This window comes from Bradyrhizobium sp. USDA 3240, assembly GCF_054063295.1.
In genome coordinates, this window is the sequence record NZ_JBSSGD010000002.1 from 7,772,371 (window position 1) to 7,786,441 (window position 14,071).

At 63.3% G+C, this 14,071-nt stretch carries 12 protein-coding genes; 7 read left to right on the forward strand and 5 right to left on the reverse strand.

From position 1 onward, the window contains the following. Positions 1 to 41 precede the first annotated feature (41 nt). Both ACVIGA_RS37090 and ACVIGA_RS37095 read left to right on the forward strand, forming a co-directional pair. Positions 42 to 2,018: a non-ribosomal peptide synthetase gene (locus ACVIGA_RS37090; protein WP_456669912.1), complete on the forward strand. Its 1,977-nt coding sequence runs from the start codon at positions 42 to 44 to the stop codon at positions 2,016 to 2,018. Between the two features lie 187 nt (positions 2,019 to 2,205). After that, entirely contained in the window at positions 2,206 to 3,375 is a 1,170-nt protein-coding gene (locus tag ACVIGA_RS37095) for an acyl-CoA dehydrogenase family protein (protein ID WP_456669913.1), read from the forward strand. Between the two features lie 130 nt (positions 3,376 to 3,505). Here ACVIGA_RS37095 and ACVIGA_RS37100 read toward each other — a convergent pair whose 3' ends face one another. Beyond that, the gene (locus tag ACVIGA_RS37100; RefSeq protein WP_223973824.1) at positions 3,506 to 3,739 is read right to left on the reverse strand and encodes a hypothetical protein; all 234 of its coding nucleotides are present in this window, start codon (positions 3,737 to 3,739) and stop codon (positions 3,506 to 3,508) included. Between the two features lie 457 nt (positions 3,740 to 4,196). Between ACVIGA_RS37100 and ACVIGA_RS37105 the strand changes: the two genes are divergently transcribed. From ACVIGA_RS37105 to ACVIGA_RS37125, 5 genes are read left to right on the forward strand one after another with little or no spacing between them, the layout of a single operon-like run. After that, positions 4,197 to 5,147, forward strand: a complete 951-nt coding sequence (locus tag ACVIGA_RS37105; RefSeq protein ID WP_456669914.1) for a PDR/VanB family oxidoreductase — start codon at positions 4,197 to 4,199, stop codon at positions 5,145 to 5,147. Positions 5,148 to 5,165: 18 nt separating this feature from the next. After that, positions 5,166 to 6,506 carry an aromatic ring-hydroxylating dioxygenase subunit alpha gene (locus ACVIGA_RS37110; RefSeq protein ID WP_456669915.1) on the forward strand — a complete coding sequence of 447 codons (1,341 nt, stop codon included), beginning with the start codon at positions 5,166 to 5,168 and terminating at the stop codon, positions 6,504 to 6,506. Beyond that, entirely contained in the window at positions 6,503 to 6,979 is a 477-nt protein-coding gene (locus tag ACVIGA_RS37115; RefSeq protein WP_456669916.1) for an aromatic-ring-hydroxylating dioxygenase subunit beta, read from the forward strand. Before ACVIGA_RS37110 ends, ACVIGA_RS37115 begins: the two co-directional genes overlap by 4 nt. Before the next feature lie 7 nt (positions 6,980 to 6,986). Then, positions 6,987 to 8,603: an ATP-dependent acyl-CoA ligase gene (locus ACVIGA_RS37120; protein WP_456669917.1), complete on the forward strand. Its 1,617-nt coding sequence runs from the start codon at positions 6,987 to 6,989 to the stop codon at positions 8,601 to 8,603. Positions 8,604 to 8,605: 2 nt separating this feature from the next. Next, positions 8,606 to 9,334, forward strand: a complete 729-nt coding sequence (locus tag ACVIGA_RS37125) for an SDR family NAD(P)-dependent oxidoreductase (protein ID WP_456669918.1) — start codon at positions 8,606 to 8,608, stop codon at positions 9,332 to 9,334. An 11-nt stretch (positions 9,335 to 9,345) separates the two neighbouring features. Here the strand turns inward: ACVIGA_RS37125 and ACVIGA_RS37130 are convergent, their stop codons facing one another. From ACVIGA_RS37130 to ACVIGA_RS37145, 4 genes are read right to left on the reverse strand one after another with little or no spacing between them, the layout of a single operon-like run. Further along, the gene (locus tag ACVIGA_RS37130) at positions 9,346 to 9,828 is read right to left on the reverse strand and encodes a MarR family winged helix-turn-helix transcriptional regulator (RefSeq protein ID WP_342722744.1); all 483 of its coding nucleotides are present in this window, start codon (positions 9,826 to 9,828) and stop codon (positions 9,346 to 9,348) included. After that, the gene (locus ACVIGA_RS37135) at positions 9,828 to 10,325 is read right to left on the reverse strand and encodes a MarR family winged helix-turn-helix transcriptional regulator (RefSeq protein WP_456669919.1); all 498 of its coding nucleotides are present in this window, start codon (positions 10,323 to 10,325) and stop codon (positions 9,828 to 9,830) included. Before ACVIGA_RS37135 ends, ACVIGA_RS37130 begins: the two co-directional genes overlap by 1 nt. Continuing rightward, complete coding sequence (locus tag ACVIGA_RS37140) at positions 10,322 to 11,887, reverse strand: indolepyruvate oxidoreductase subunit beta family protein (protein ID WP_456669920.1); 1,566 nt, start codon at positions 11,885 to 11,887, stop codon at positions 10,322 to 10,324. The genes ACVIGA_RS37135 and ACVIGA_RS37140 overlap by 4 nt, the downstream gene beginning before the upstream one ends. Beyond that, a complete protein-coding gene (locus ACVIGA_RS37145) occupies positions 11,884 to 14,043 on the reverse strand; it encodes a thiamine pyrophosphate-dependent enzyme (RefSeq protein WP_456669921.1) in 2,160 nt (719 codons plus the stop codon). Before ACVIGA_RS37145 ends, ACVIGA_RS37140 begins: the two co-directional genes overlap by 4 nt. Positions 14,044 to 14,071: the final 28 nt, after the last annotated feature.

A 14,071-nucleotide genomic window follows, 5' to 3' on the forward strand; every position in this document is an offset into this window, starting at 1 on the left:
CGTGATCCGATTTTTAAGCTTGCCGGATGGGAGCGCATTTCATGAATGAAGTCCTACCTATCGTGGCGGAGAGCGTGGCGTTTCCTCCGCTGCAAGATGCCGATTATCGGGCGCGGGTCGTCGAGTACAACACCACGTCCGCGCATTACCCGTCGGACAGGACAATTATCGATCTTTTCCATGATCAAGTGATGCTCAGTCCTGATGCTGAAGCGATCCGCTTTGGCGATGCAATGCTGACATACCGGCAGCTCGACGAACGCTCCAACCAGGTGGCCGCGTATCTGGGCTCAAAGGGCGTGGGCCCAGGTCGGATCATCGTTGTCTTCATGGAACACTCCATCGAGGTCGTTGTCGCGATCCTGGGCGTCCTCAAAGCCGGCGCAGCCTATGTGCCAATCGATGCGGCGACGCCGAAAGGGCGCATTGCTACAATCCTGAAAGACATTTCCAGCGGGACCGGTGAGCAAACGCCGGTGGTCATCACTCAGGCACGTCTGCAATCGGTCATCTCGCCGGAGCTTGCCGACATTTTCGTGCTCGACGCCGATTTCGCTTCGATCCTGAATCAGCCGGGCTCGGCCCGACCGTCCGCCGCGACGTCGGAGGGCATCGCCTATATCATCTTCACCTCAGGCTCGACCGGCACGCCCAAGGGCGTCGAGATCGAGCACCGCTGCCTTGTGAACTACATCTGGTGGGCCGCGCGGGTGTACAGTTCCGGCCAGCCTCTCGCATGGCCACTTTTCTCATCTCTCGCCTTCGACCTGACCGTCACAACACTTTTCGCGCCACTCATTACCGGTGGCCGAATCGTGGTCTATCTTGGTGATCCCGGGTTGAGCAACATGGTCGTGCTCAAGGTCGTGGACGACAATGCCGTCGATATCATCAAGCTGACGCCGGCGCATCTCGCGATGATCCGCGACCGCGATCTTGCGTCGACGAGATTGCGCAAGTTCATTGTGGGCGGCGAGGACTTCAAGACCGAGCTGGCTCGCGACATCACGAAAGCCATCCCTCATCCTGTTGAGATCTACAACGAGTACGGACCAACCGAAGCCACAGTGGGCTGCATGATTCATCGGTTTGACGTAGACCAGGATCAATCAGCGTCGGTGCCGATCGGCGTTCCGGCCGCCAATGCGGGAATTTACGTTCTCAGCAAGGAATATCAGCCGACCGGCCCCAACGTCATCGGTGAGATGTTCATCGCAGGCGATGGTCTCGCGAGAGGCTATTTCAATCGCCCCGATCTGACTGAAGAGCGTTTCCGCACGGCTACAGATCCCCGAGATGGCTTTTCGAGGCTGCGGCTGTACAAGACGGGCGATCTTGCCCGCTGGTCCTCGGAAGGACGCCTGGAATTTCTCGGTCGCGTCGATCATCAGGTGAAGGTTGGTGGCACGCGTATCGAGCTGGGCGAGATCGAAGCGCGGCTTCTCAAGCAGCCCCACGTTCAGGAATGCGCTGTCGTTGCCATTTCCTCTCCGGTGGGGAATGCGGAAGATGGCGCAATCACGCGACTCGTAGCCTACTATGTCTCCTCGAAACCGCTGACCGTGGCGGAGCTACGCGCCCACCTTGCCGAAGAACTCCTGGAGTCCATGGTTCCGACGCACTATGTCTGCCTCGAACGCATGCCGCTCACGTCCAACGGCAAGATCGACCGCGCCTCGCTTCCCGAGCCGACGGCGGACAGCATTCAGCCGGCACACAAGTTCGCTGCCCCGTCAACGGAGACCGAGAAGACCTTGGCCGCCCTGTGGTGCAGTCTTCTCAAGATCAAGTCGATCGGACGCCACGACAACTTCTTCGACCTTGGCGGGGAGTCGCTCCTGGTCGTGAGAGCGGTGGCGCGCATGCGAAAGATCTTCGGCGTCGACGTGCAGCTTCGCAACCTGTTCGAGCGCCCGACAGTGGCCGAACTGGCGGAAGTGATCGACGGGATGCGCTGGGTGGCCGATTCCAAGGCTGCTTCACCCTCGGGCGGACCGCGAGAAGAAATCGAACTGTAGAGCGTTTTCGAGCGAAGTGGGTACCGGTTCGCGTGAAGAAGACGCGTCAAAACAAGAAGCTGGAGCTTCGGTTCTGATTCAATCAGAACCGAAAGTGCTCTAGTCTATTGGCAGGGCCGCAAGCGGTTCTCAGGGCGCCGATACGATCTGGACCTTGAGTGCTGGACTCATAGAACGGACGAAGATGATGGACAAAGCGTGGGTACCGGAGCAAGAGCCGGGGCTGCCTTGGGCGGCTGCGGAATATGAGCTCTTGCGGGACCAGGTCCGCCGCTTTGTCGAGGAGGAGATCAAGCCCTGTGCAGATCGCTGGGAGGAGGAGGGGGGCATTCCGCGTCCGGTCCTGCGTCGCATGGGCGAACTCGGCTTCTTCGGCATCCGCTATCCGGCCGAGTACGGTGGTGCCGAGATGGACGCAGTCGCATCGACGGTCTTTGCAGAGGAACTCGGGCGCTCCACCTATGGCGGCGCCGCAGACGCAATGCTGGTCCAGGCCGAGATGGCTTCCAGCTATGTCTTTCACGACGGAACCAAATCCCAACGGGCTCGCTGGATGCCGGGCATTGTGAGCGGCGAGGTGATCACCGCGATCGCCATCACGGAGCCGGATGCGGGCTCGGATGTGAAGGCCATCCGCACGCGCGCGCGCCGAGACGGCGACTCCTACGTGCTCGATGGTACGAAACTATATATCACTAACGGCGTCTGCGCGGATCTCTACTGTGTTGCGGCCAAGACTGATTCCGCGGCAGGGAGCAACGGGATCACGATGTTCCTAGTCGAGAAGGGCACGCCGGGCTTCAGCGTGGCTCGCGAGCTGGACAAACTCGGCTGGCGCTCCTCCGACACGGCCGAGCTCGTCTTCGACGGTTGCCGCATTCCTGCCGAGAACGTGCTCGGCGCGGAGGGACAAGGCTTCTACTCCATCATGCGCAACTTGCAGAACGAGCGCCTTGTCCTGGCCGCCATGGCGACAGGGATGGCCGAGGCGGCGATCGATATGACCCTCACTTACGTGAAAACGCGCCCCGCGTTCGGAGGCGTCCTTTGGGACATGCAGGCGATCCGGCAACGTCTTGCGATGCTTTCTGCGAAGGTTGAGGCAAGCCGCGCGCTTCTCTATGCCACCGCTTGGCGCATGGCGGCGGACGACGACTGCATGCGCGAGATCTCGATGTTGAAGGCCATCTGCGGCGAACTCGTCAACGAGGTGGTGTATACATGCGTCCAGTTCCACGGAGCCATGGGCGTCATGCGGGAGAGCCCGATTGAGCGCATATCGCGCGACGCTCGCATCCTCTCCATTGCCGGCGGCGCGACGGAGGTGATGCTGGACGTGGTCGCATCAATGTCGTGAGCTTGCTGCGGAAGCTGAAGCGATAGCGCTCGGCAACATTCGCACTGACCGCAATTGGCTTCAGACCCGAAGAGCGTCTGGCCGATCACCCAGCCTGACATCGGAGGTTGGCGTCCGCGGCACGGCGGTCCTAAATGTCGCCGAGCCACCGGCCGATTTCTCTGGATCCGACGACCCGTTTTGGCTGGTGCGGATTGATCGTTCCGGCCGAAAGGCTCTTCACTCTCTGGTCCTGCGCCAGCGTCCTGGTGAACTGCTTTGCTTCCTGTTCGGATTTGAAGGTCGCAGTCCGTCGCGCGTGCCTGTCGGGTGGAGCATCGCGTTGATCAACGAAGGAGACGTACCAGACGTGGTCTTGCATCATGTGGCGACCTCCGAGATTGGGTCCAGGTGCGAAAACGAAGCTCTGCCAAGCTAAGCGGGCCGGGGGCCGGGTTCGCGGATGACGGAGGAAAATACGGCTTCCGTTCAAAGTGTCCCTAGGGTCTTTCTAAGTAATTCTTCTGAGCAGTGGGTCTTCAGTCCATCCGGTGGAAGATGATAGCGGTGTGATCGGCTTCTGGCCTCTACGCTGATGGCCTTGCCATTTTCAGCATTCCTTCGTAGCGCCTCATCGGTAAAGCAGAAACGGCGTTCCTCCCAGGGTTCGCGCGTCCACGCGATCATTCTCCCAACCACAAGGCCAAGTGCCCGCCGCGGATCTCGCCCTCAAGCCGCGCGACGCGACGGTATGACCGGATCCGCGACCGCCATCCTGACGATTGACAGGCAATTATTACATGTATAAAAATATGCAAATTCATATAATATGAGATGCCCGAATGGACGCGCATCCGCTCAAGCTCAAGGTGCAGTCGATCGTTGCGGAGACGCCTGTCATTCGCAGCGTCGTGTTCGGTGTGGAGGGCGGTGCCGTGCCGGCGTGGCAAGCGGGCGCGCACATTCGTGTGTTGCTGCCGGGCAGAGGAGACCGGCCGTACTCTCTGATGGCATTGCCGGACTTGCCCGAAGGCACTGTGGCGCTCGGGGTATTGCGCGAGGAAACGTCAGCCGGCGGCTCGCAATTCATGCATGCGCTTCAGGTTGGCGACGTCGTCAGAGCGACCGCGCCGGTCAACAATTTCGGTCTTCATGAGGGCGCCGCGCCGGCGTTGCTGTTTGCCGGTGGCATCGGCGTCACGCCGATCCTGTCCATGGCGGCGGTGCTCAAGGCGCAGCGAACCTCATTTCGCCTGCACTATGCCGGACGCATGCCCGGGCTGCTGGCGTTCCTGCCGCAGTTGCAGGCAATCTGTTCAGACGGTTTGGCGGTTCATTACGACATCGATGCGTCCCGCCTCGACATCGCGGCAGCGCTTGGCGATGCGCCCGCAGATGCCCACGTCTATGTCTGCGGGCCTGCCGGCATGATTGACGCGGTGAAGGCGGCGGCGCTCGCCAGGGGCATCCCAGCCGACCGCATCCATTTCGAGCTGTTCAAGGCGGAGCAGTCCGGCTCCCCGAACAGGCCGTTCGAGGTCGAGCTCAAGTCGACCGGGCAGGTCATCACGGTCGCGACCGATCAGAGCATCATCGAGGCGCTGGAAGCGGCAGGGCTCGATGTGCTCTATGATTGCCGGCGGGGCGATTGCGGTATCTGCCAGTGCGGCGTGATCGCAGGTCTGCCCGATCATCGTGACGTCATTCTCAGCGACGACGAGAAGGCGTCCAACAAGGTCATGCAGATCTGCGTGTCGCGTGCGAAGTCGGACCGGCTGGTGTTGGATCTCTGAGAGGAGGCAAGAGGCGCCATGGCGAAATACGGAAAGGATGCCCGCGCGATCGGCGGGCTTGTGCGCGACGCCGAGGTGCATCGCGACGTCTATATCGATCCCGAGGTGTTCGAGCTCGAGATGGAGCATCTGTTTCCCAACAGCTGGATCTATGTCGGGCATGCCAGCCAGTTGTCGAAGGCCGGCGATTTCATCACCGCCAATATCGGCCGGCAGCCGGTGGTGGCCAGCCGCCATACCGACGGTTCGATCCACCTGTTCTACAATCGCTGTCCGCACAAGGGCGTCAAGATCGCCTCCGAGCCGTGCGGCAACACCGGAAAGTTCTTCCGCTGTCCCTATCATGCCTGGTCGTTCAAGACCGACGGCTCGCTGCTCGCGATCCCGCTGAAGAAGGGCTATGAGGGCACCGGATTTACCGACACCCAGGCGAGCGGCGGGCTGTCGCGGATCAAGAACGTCGTCGTCTACCGGGATTTCATCTTCGCGCGCCTCAGCGAAAGCGGCGTCGGCTTCGAAGACTATTTTGGCGAAAGCCTCTCGACCATCGACAACATGGCCGACCGCTCGCCGGAGGGGAGACTGGCCGTCGAAGCCGCACCGATCCGCTACATGCACACCTGCAATTGGAAGATGCTGGTCGAGAACCAGACCGACACCTGCCATCCCATGGTGGCGCATGAGAGCTCGGCCGGCACCGCCATCAGGGTCTGGCAGCGCGAACAGGGCGACTCCACGGAGAAGCCGATGGCCGTGCAGCTCTATGGTCCCTTCATGAGCCCGTACGAATTCTACGAGCAGAGCGGCATCCGGATTTGGCCCAACGGCCACGGCCATACCGGCGTCGCCAATTCCATCCATTCGAACTATTCGGACGTCGAGGGCTATCTCGGCCAGATGGTCGCGGCCTATGGCGAGACGCGGGCGCACGAGATTCTGCGTGAGGTCCGGCACAACACCGTCTATTTCCCGAACATCATGGTCAAGGGCGCGGTGCAGATCCTGCGCAATTTCATCCCGATCGCGGTGGACAGGACGCTGGTGGAGAGTTGGGTCTATCGTCTGGTCGGCGCACCCGACAAGCTCTATGAGCGTGCGCTGATGTACAATCGCTTCATCAACGCGCCGACCTCGATCGTCGGGCACGACGATCTCGAAATGTATGAGCGGGCCCAGGAAGGGTTGAAAACAAACGGTAATCAATGGGTCAATCTGCGCCGGCTCTACGAGAGCAACGAGGAGCCCGACGTCACCGCGGTCATCAACGGCACGTCGGAGCGCCAGATGCGGAACCAGTTTCATGCCTGGGCCAAATTCATGACCATGGACATGGACCAGGGCGTCGAGGCCGCGGAATGATCAGCGAAAAGACCATCACCGATTTCATCTATCGGGAAGCCGACCTGCTCGACACCATGCAATGGCAGGCGTGGCTTGACCTGTTCCACCCCGAGGGGCGCTACTGGATGTCGCTGGAATGGCAGCAGCAGGATCCGGTGCTGCAGCCGTCGCTGATGTACGAAGATCTGATGCTGATGAAGGTGCGGATCGAGCGACTGGCCGGCGAACGCACCTTCAGCCAGAAGCCGAAGAGCCGCTGCCATCATCTGCTTCAGGCGCCGCAGATCCTGGCCTGCGACCCGGCGGCCGGCATCTTCAAGGCAAAGACGTCCTTTATCTACACCGAGACGCGCGGCGACACGCTGGAACGCTTTTCGGGATGGGCGTCGCACGATCTCGTTCAGGTCGGCGATGAACTCAAGATCAAGCTCAAGCGCATCGATCTCGTGAATTTCGACGCGCCGTTCGGCAATATCCAGCTTTTCATGTGAGTGCGCCTTGACCACAGCGACTACTGTCTACGCCCGCTTCCGCGAGATCGCCCTCCAGCGGGGAGAAGCCGGCTTCCTCAACGTGCTGCCCGAGACGGCCGAGATCTACGGCATCGCGGCCGGGGAAATCTCGTACCGTGCCATGTCGGAGCGGGTCGAGCGCTGGCGCGCGGCGTTCGCTGACCGCGGCTACGGCAAAGGCCATCGGGTCGGGCTGCTGCTGCAGAACAGGCCGGTGTTCGTCGAGCTGTGGTTCGCGTTGAACGCGCTCGGTGTGTCCGTGGTGCCGATCAACCCGGATCTGCGGGTCAGCGAGCTCGAATACATCATCGCGCATTCCGAGATGAATGCCGCATTCGTGCTCGCCAGGCGGCGCGACGAGGTCGAGACGGCGGCGCGGCAGGCCGGCCGGCCCATTCCGGTGGCGACCGACGGCGGCGAGATTCCGGCCCCGTTCGGCGGCGCGCGCCCAGCGGACGCCGGCGACGGTGCCAGCGAATGCGCGCTGCTCTATACCTCGGGGACGACGGGCCAGCCCAAGGGTTGCGTGCTGACCAACACCTACTTCCTGTACTCCGGAGACTGGTATCGCGACGTCGGCGGGTTGATCGATCTCAGCGGTGATGGGGTGCGCATGCTCACGCCGCTGCCGCTGTTTCACATGAACGCGATGGCGGTGTCGGTGATGGCGATGCTGTCGGTCGGCGGCAGCCTGACGATGCTCGATCGCTTCCATCCGCGGACCTGGTGGAAATCGGTGCGCGACAGCCGGGCGACCTGCCTGCATTATCTCGGCGTCATGCCCTCGATGCTGATGAGCGCGCCGCCGGCGGATGAAGACCGTGCGCACACCGTGCGGTTCGGCTTCGGCGCCGGCGTCGACAGGCTGCTGCATGCGCCGTTCGAAGAGCGCTTCGGCTTTCCGCTGCTCGAGGCCTGGGCGATGACCGAGACCGGAAGCGGCGGCGTGATCGCCGCCAATGTCGAGCCGCGCAAGGTCGGCACGAGCTGTTTCGGTCGTCCGGCGCCCGAAGTCGAAGTGCGGATCGTTGGCGACGGCGGCGACGACGCGCCGGTGGGAGCGCCGGGCGAGCTCTTGGTGCGGCGGGCGGGGGATGATCCTCGTTACGGCTTCTTCAAGGAGTACCTGAAGAATCCGGAGGCCACCGCCGAGGCCTGGAAGGACGCATGGCTGCATACCGGCGATATCGTGTCGCGCGATGCCGACGGCGATCTGCATTTCGTCGATCGCAAGAAGAACGTGATCCGCCGCTCCGGCGAGAACATCGCCGCGGTCGAGGTCGAATCCGTGCTCAACCGCCATCCCGCGATCCGGCAGGCCGCGGTCGCGGCGACACCCGATCAGGTGCGCGGCGACGAGGTCGCGGCCGTCATCATAGCTGAGAATCCGGGGGCAGACCGCGCGCTGGCCGAGGACATTGTGCGCTGGAGCCTCGAGCAGATGGCCTATTACAAGGCGCCGGGCTGGATCTCGTTCGTCGATCAACTGCCGCTGACCGCGACCGAGAAGATCCAGCGCGCCGGGTTGAAGGAGTTCGTCGCGAGACTGATGCGCGATGGCGCGTTCTTCGATCTTCGCGACCTCAAGCGGCGGCAGGAGTGATCATGAGCCAGAGGCGCACCACACTCATCACCGGAGGCAATTCCGGCATCGGGGAGGCGCTGGCGAAGAAGCTCGTCGGCGAAGGGCAGCGGGTTGTCTCGGTCGGCCTCGAGAAGCCGGACTGGACCCACGACCTGCTCGCGGCCTATCGCGCTGATTTGACCAGCATGGCCGAGACCAGGGCCATTGCCGAGGAGATCTGCCGGGATCATGCGGTCGACTGCCTCGTGCACAATGCCGGCGTCATCCTGCCGAACCTGCTCGCCGATGCCAAGCCGGAAGACATCCTGACGCTGGCGCAGTTGCATCTCGCCGCACCGATGCTGCTGACCCAGGCGGCGATGGAAGGGATGCGATCGCGACGGTTCGGGCGGATCGTGTTCGTGAGCTCGCGCGCCGCCATGGGCGCGACGACGCGCTCGGCCTATTCCGCGACCAAGGCCGGCGTGCACGGCATGGCCCGGACATGGGCGCTGGAGCTGGCTTCGAGCGGGATCACGGTGAACGTGGTCGCGCCGGGTCCGATCCTGACCGACAATTTCTGGGGCGTCGTCCCGAAGGACTCCGAGCAGCAGGAGCGGATGGCGCGCAACGTTGCGGTTGGGCGGCTCGGCACACGCGAGGACGTAGCGCACGCGATCCGCTTCTTCCTCGATGAGCGCTCGGACTTCGTGACCGGACAGGTGCTCTATGTCTGCGGCGGCACCAGCCTTGCCGGCCTCAGTCCCTGATCGGGTACCGATCAGATCTGATTCTGGCGGATGTTCTCGACCATCTTGGCCAGCACGCGGGCGCACACCTCGATCTCGTCGGGATCGATCCCGACGGTCAGCCGGTCGTAGTTGCTCTCCATGATCGGCCAGATCTTGCGCAGCAGGGCCTCACCGTCCGCCGTCAATCCGACGACGCGGCGGCGCTGGTCTTCCTCGGCGATCTCGCGCTTGACGAGGCCCGATGACACCATCGACTCGACCATGCGGCTCGCGGTCGACTGCTCGGTGACGGCCAGAACGGCGATCTCGTTGACGGTCAGGGTCTTGTAGATGAACAGGACCGACAGCGTCCGGAACACGACGTTGTTGATGTTGTGCTCGCTGAGATCGCGGTTCTGATCCAGGTTCCAGCGATTGGCGAGCCGGTTGAAGAGATAGGGAATATAGCTTTGCAGCTGGTCCCGTGTCCGCGGTGGACCGGATTTCCATCTGCTTCTGGAGTCTTTGGCCATTATCTCTTGCGACCCTGCTTCTTGCTTTCGCTGCCGAGTTTCGAGGAGAGGGACCGCAGCACCGACAGTGCAGCCTCCAGCTCCGGGGCGGGGATACATTCGAGCCGTTCGCTGAGGTGCCGCTTGTGCACGTCAGCCGCCTTCCTGAACAGCGCTTCGCCTTTTGGCGTCAGGCGCACGATGAACGACCGGCGGTCCTCGCTCGACATTTCCTTGCTGATCAGGTCGTCGGCCAGCAGGCGCTGCACCAGGCCTGAGACGTTGCCGCCGGACACTTTCAGGTTCTGCGACAACTGCCCGAGCGCCATTCCGTCGCGGTAACGGTCGAGCTGCGCCAGCACGTCGAACTTGGCCAGCGACAAGCCGAACTCCGAGCTCAGCATGGAATTCAGCGACGCAAACAGTTCGCCATGCAGCGACAGCAATTGCAGCCACAGCCGGGTTTCGATCTGCCCGAATACGGCAGCCGTGCTCTCCTTGAGGGCTGCCGGCATCATGCAAAACTCTTGATGGTCTGGATCACGCCGTCGAGCTCCTTGCCCGCGCTGTCCTTCAGCGCGGCTTCCCGCAGTCGGCGCGCCCAGTCGGCGGCATCGTCGCGCGGTGCGACCAGCTTGATCGCGGCCAGCGTCTTGTCGAATTTCGACAGGCCGCGGCTGTGGGTGTCGGAATAACCTTTGACGAGGCGCCGGCATTGCAGGATCTCGACGCCCAACTGATAGTTTGCTCGAACGGCCTCGGTCGCGGCCGTCAGCCATTGGTCCCGATGGGCGGTCTCGATGGCGTGACGCAGCGAGCGCCGGCGCATGCCGCGAAGTCCGCCGACGACATAGAGCGCGACGAACGACAGCAGCGAGTAGGTCCGTACCCGGCGTCCCTTGTTGACCCGGCGGTCGAGCCAGCCGACGAGGCGCGGCCTGGCGCCAAGCCAGCGGCCAAGGCCCACCGGGAGCATGCCCATGACCTCTTCCATGCGGGGATGCATGAACTCGGTGGTCTGCAGCACCTGGCCCTCGGACAATTCGAGCGCGCCCTCGATCCGCGCACGGCGGCTGGATCTGGTCTTGAGGTCGGCAACGCGGATGACGTCATCATAGCTCATGGCGTTGGCGAGATATTTTGCGGCGGCCTCGGTGAAGGCGAAGTTTCGTTCGGCGCCTCCGGAGCTGCGATCGGCGGCGTGGAGCTTGCCGAGGATGTCGAGATATTCGCCGCCGTAGGCGACGTCCTGGAAATCGACGACCTTCTTCAGCCCGGCGCGGCCCATGGCCTGCACGGCATCGGGCAATTCCTGCGTCAGTCGGGCGGCGAGGCCGGCAAGACGGGGATCCAGCGCGGCCGGGGAGGAAGCAGTGTCGGCCACCTCCGATTGCACCGGCGGCGCCGGGTCCGGAGATTTCGACTGCACCCGGTCGAACGCGGCCTCGAACGCGCGGACGCTGGCCTGTGCGCCTTTATCGCCGGCGCGGATGACGTCGAGATAGCTCTCGCGGCTGAAGCTGAGCACGCCGGCGCCGGCGAGCGCGCCGAACATCGCGGCCGAGATCACGCTGCCGTTGGCGATCGCCAGTGCGTTCATGTCAAAGATGATCTCGGTCTTGGCGGCGACCCCGATGGCGCCGGTCACCGCGCCCCCGTCGGCGATGCCATTGCCCGGCGCGATCTTCTCGCCGATCGCGAACGTCCGGTGATTGGATGCAATCAGCGTGGTGCGGTCCGGCGTCACCAGGCCGCGCAGGATCGAGCGGCCGGCCTCCATGAACTCCGCCGCCATCACCACGTCGACGTCGCCGGGCGTCGGCATCAGCGACAGGATCGGCTTGCGGCCGTCGAGCGGCGGCATCGCCTCGATGTAGTAGATCGTGGCGCCGGTGCGCTGGGCGACGCCGGGCACCGACGTCGACTGCGCGACCCAGCCATGGTTCTCGGCGAGCTGGACGATCCAGTCGGTGAGGACGCCGCCGCCCTGGCCACCCATCGCGACGATCGCGATCGAGATCGGCCGCTCGGTCGCGCCACCTGCGGCAGGAAGCGCCAGCTGGACCGTCTCGTCTCTCATGCTAACGCCCCGAGCGCCGGACGCCGGCGATCGCGCCGCCGTTGCAGCCAGCCGATCACGGCCATGGCGACCTTCGACTTGAACTTGTCCCAGCCGGTCGGATTATGAATGACGTCGGCGCGATAGAACGAGGGACACAGCACCGCGGCGTCCGCGACCTCGCCGCAATTGCCGCACCCGACGCAGGAATTGTCGATCGCCGCGACGGGATCGTCGCGCAATGGGTCGTCGAGCTGCTTGACCGAGAGCGACGGGCAGCCGGAGAGGCGGATGCAGGCGTGGTCGCCGGTGCAGACGTCCTCGTCGACGCCGAAGCGTTCCTTCACGGTGCGAACGCCGTCCTTGATCGCCTTGCTGATCTGCGGCTTCACGCGGCGCTGCTTGTTCAGCATGCATTCGGAGGACGCGACGATGACCTTCGGGCCTTGTTCCTTGGTCGTCAGCGCCTCCTTCAGCGTGTCGCGCATCCGGCCGACATCGTAGGTGCGGTCGATCTGCCGGACCCATTGGCCGCCGATGCCCTTCACGGCCTGCACGATCGAGTTGTTGGTGTTTCGCCGCTTGCTCGTCGCACGCGACGACAGGATGTCCTGACCGCCGGTCGCCGAGGTGTAGTAATTGTCGACGATGATGAAGACGCCGTCATGCTTGTTGAAGACGGCGTTGCCGATGCCGCTGGTCAGCCCGTTGTGCCAGAAGCCGCCGTCGCCCATCACGGCGATCGAGCGCTTGTCGGCCTTGACGTTGAACGCCGAGGTCGAGGCCGGGCCGAGGCCAAAACCCATGGTCGTCGTGCCGATGTTGAACGGCGGCAGGATCGAGAACAGGTGACAGCCGATGTCGGCGGAGACGTGGTGCTCGCCGAGCTCGCTTTCGACCAGCTTCATGGCGGCGAAGATCGGCCGCTCCGGACAGCCGGTGCAAAGCCCCGGCGGACGCGCCGGCACGACATGCTTCAGCTTCTCGATCTCGGGGTGGTTGAGCACGGGGCTCGCGTCTGGCGCCGGCGGCCGATTGCCGAGCAGCCGCGGCTCGGTCTTCTCGATGAATTCTCTGATGCCACCGAGCAGCACCTGCGCGGTGTAGTCGCCACCCATCGGCAGCACGTCCTTGCCGTGGATGCGCGCCTGGATATCCCTGCGGCGCAGCACGGTGTTGATTGCCTGCTCCAGATATTCCGGCTGGCCTTCCTCGACGATCAGGACGGCGTCCTTGTCGAGGCAGAATTCGGCGACCTCGGTGTCGATCACGGGGTAGGTGACGTTCATGACGTAAAGCGGGACCTGCGTATTGCCGTAGGCATCCGACAGCCCGAGATATTGCAGTGCGCGGATGACGTTGTTGTACATCCCGCCCTGCATGATGATGCCGACCTTGCCCTGCTTCGGCCCCATCCATTCGTTCAGCCTGTTGTCGCGGACGAAGTTGATCGCCGCAGGCATCCGTGTCTTGATCTTCTCCTGCTCATGCTCGTAGGACGCCGGCGGCAGCACGATGCGGCCGACGTCGCGCTTCGGATTGTTCAGGGCGTCCTTGATGGTGTGGGCGGGCTTGACGTTGTCCTTGCAGGCAAAGCTGCCGCGCATGTGACAGGCGCGGACGCGCACCTCCAGCATGACAGGGGTGTTCGAGACCTCCGAGAGCTCAAAACCCTTCTCGATCAAATTGACGATGCATTCATGGTCAGGACGGGGATCGAGCAGCCAGATCTGCGATTTCATCGCAAAGGCATGGGTGCGCTCCTGCATGATCGAGGAGCCTTCGCCGTAATCCTCGCCGACGATGATCATCGTGCCGCCGGTGACGCCGCCGGAGGCGAGATTGGCCAGCGCGTCGGAGGCGACATTGGTGCCGACCGTCGACTTCCACGCCACCGCGCCGCGCAGCGGATACATCACGGAGGCCGACAGCATTGCGGCTGCCGCCGCTTCATTCGCAGAGCTCTGGAACACGACGCCGAGATCGTCGAGCACGTCCTTGGCGTCGGCCAGCACGTCCATCAAATGCGAGATCGGCGAGCCCTGATAGCCGCCGACATAGGCAACGCCGGATTGCAGAAGCGCCTTGGTGATGGCGAGGATGCCTTCGCCGCGGAAGGTGTCGCCGGCGCCGAGCCGGAGATCCTCGACCTCACGAGCAAAAGACCGTTCAGCCATTGCACCCTCCATAAATATGCGATAGCAT

Coding starts and splice junctions, on each gene's coding strand:
- ACVIGA_RS37090 (WP_456669912.1), top strand. CDS start 42: ATGAATGAAGTCCTACCTATCGTGGCGGAGAGCGTGGCGTTTCCTCCG.
- ACVIGA_RS37095 (WP_456669913.1), top strand. CDS start 2,206: ATGGACAAAGCGTGGGTACCGGAGCAAGAGCCGGGGCTGCCTTGGGCG.
- ACVIGA_RS37100 (WP_223973824.1), bottom strand. CDS start 3,739: ATGATGCAAGACCACGTCTGGTACGTCTCCTTCGTTGATCAACGCGAT.
- ACVIGA_RS37105 (WP_456669914.1), top strand. CDS start 4,197: ATGGACGCGCATCCGCTCAAGCTCAAGGTGCAGTCGATCGTTGCGGAG.
- ACVIGA_RS37110 (WP_456669915.1), top strand. CDS start 5,166: ATGGCGAAATACGGAAAGGATGCCCGCGCGATCGGCGGGCTTGTGCGC.
- ACVIGA_RS37115 (WP_456669916.1), top strand. CDS start 6,503: ATGATCAGCGAAAAGACCATCACCGATTTCATCTATCGGGAAGCCGAC.
- ACVIGA_RS37125 (WP_456669918.1), top strand. CDS start 8,606: ATGAGCCAGAGGCGCACCACACTCATCACCGGAGGCAATTCCGGCATC.
- ACVIGA_RS37130 (WP_342722744.1), bottom strand. CDS start 9,828: ATGGCCAAAGACTCCAGAAGCAGATGGAAATCCGGTCCACCGCGGACA.
- ACVIGA_RS37135 (WP_456669919.1), bottom strand. CDS start 10,325: ATGATGCCGGCAGCCCTCAAGGAGAGCACGGCTGCCGTATTCGGGCAG.
- ACVIGA_RS37140 (WP_456669920.1), bottom strand. CDS start 11,887: ATGAGAGACGAGACGGTCCAGCTGGCGCTTCCTGCCGCAGGTGGCGCG.
- ACVIGA_RS37145 (WP_456669921.1), bottom strand. CDS start 14,043: ATGGCTGAACGGTCTTTTGCTCGTGAGGTCGAGGATCTCCGGCTCGGC.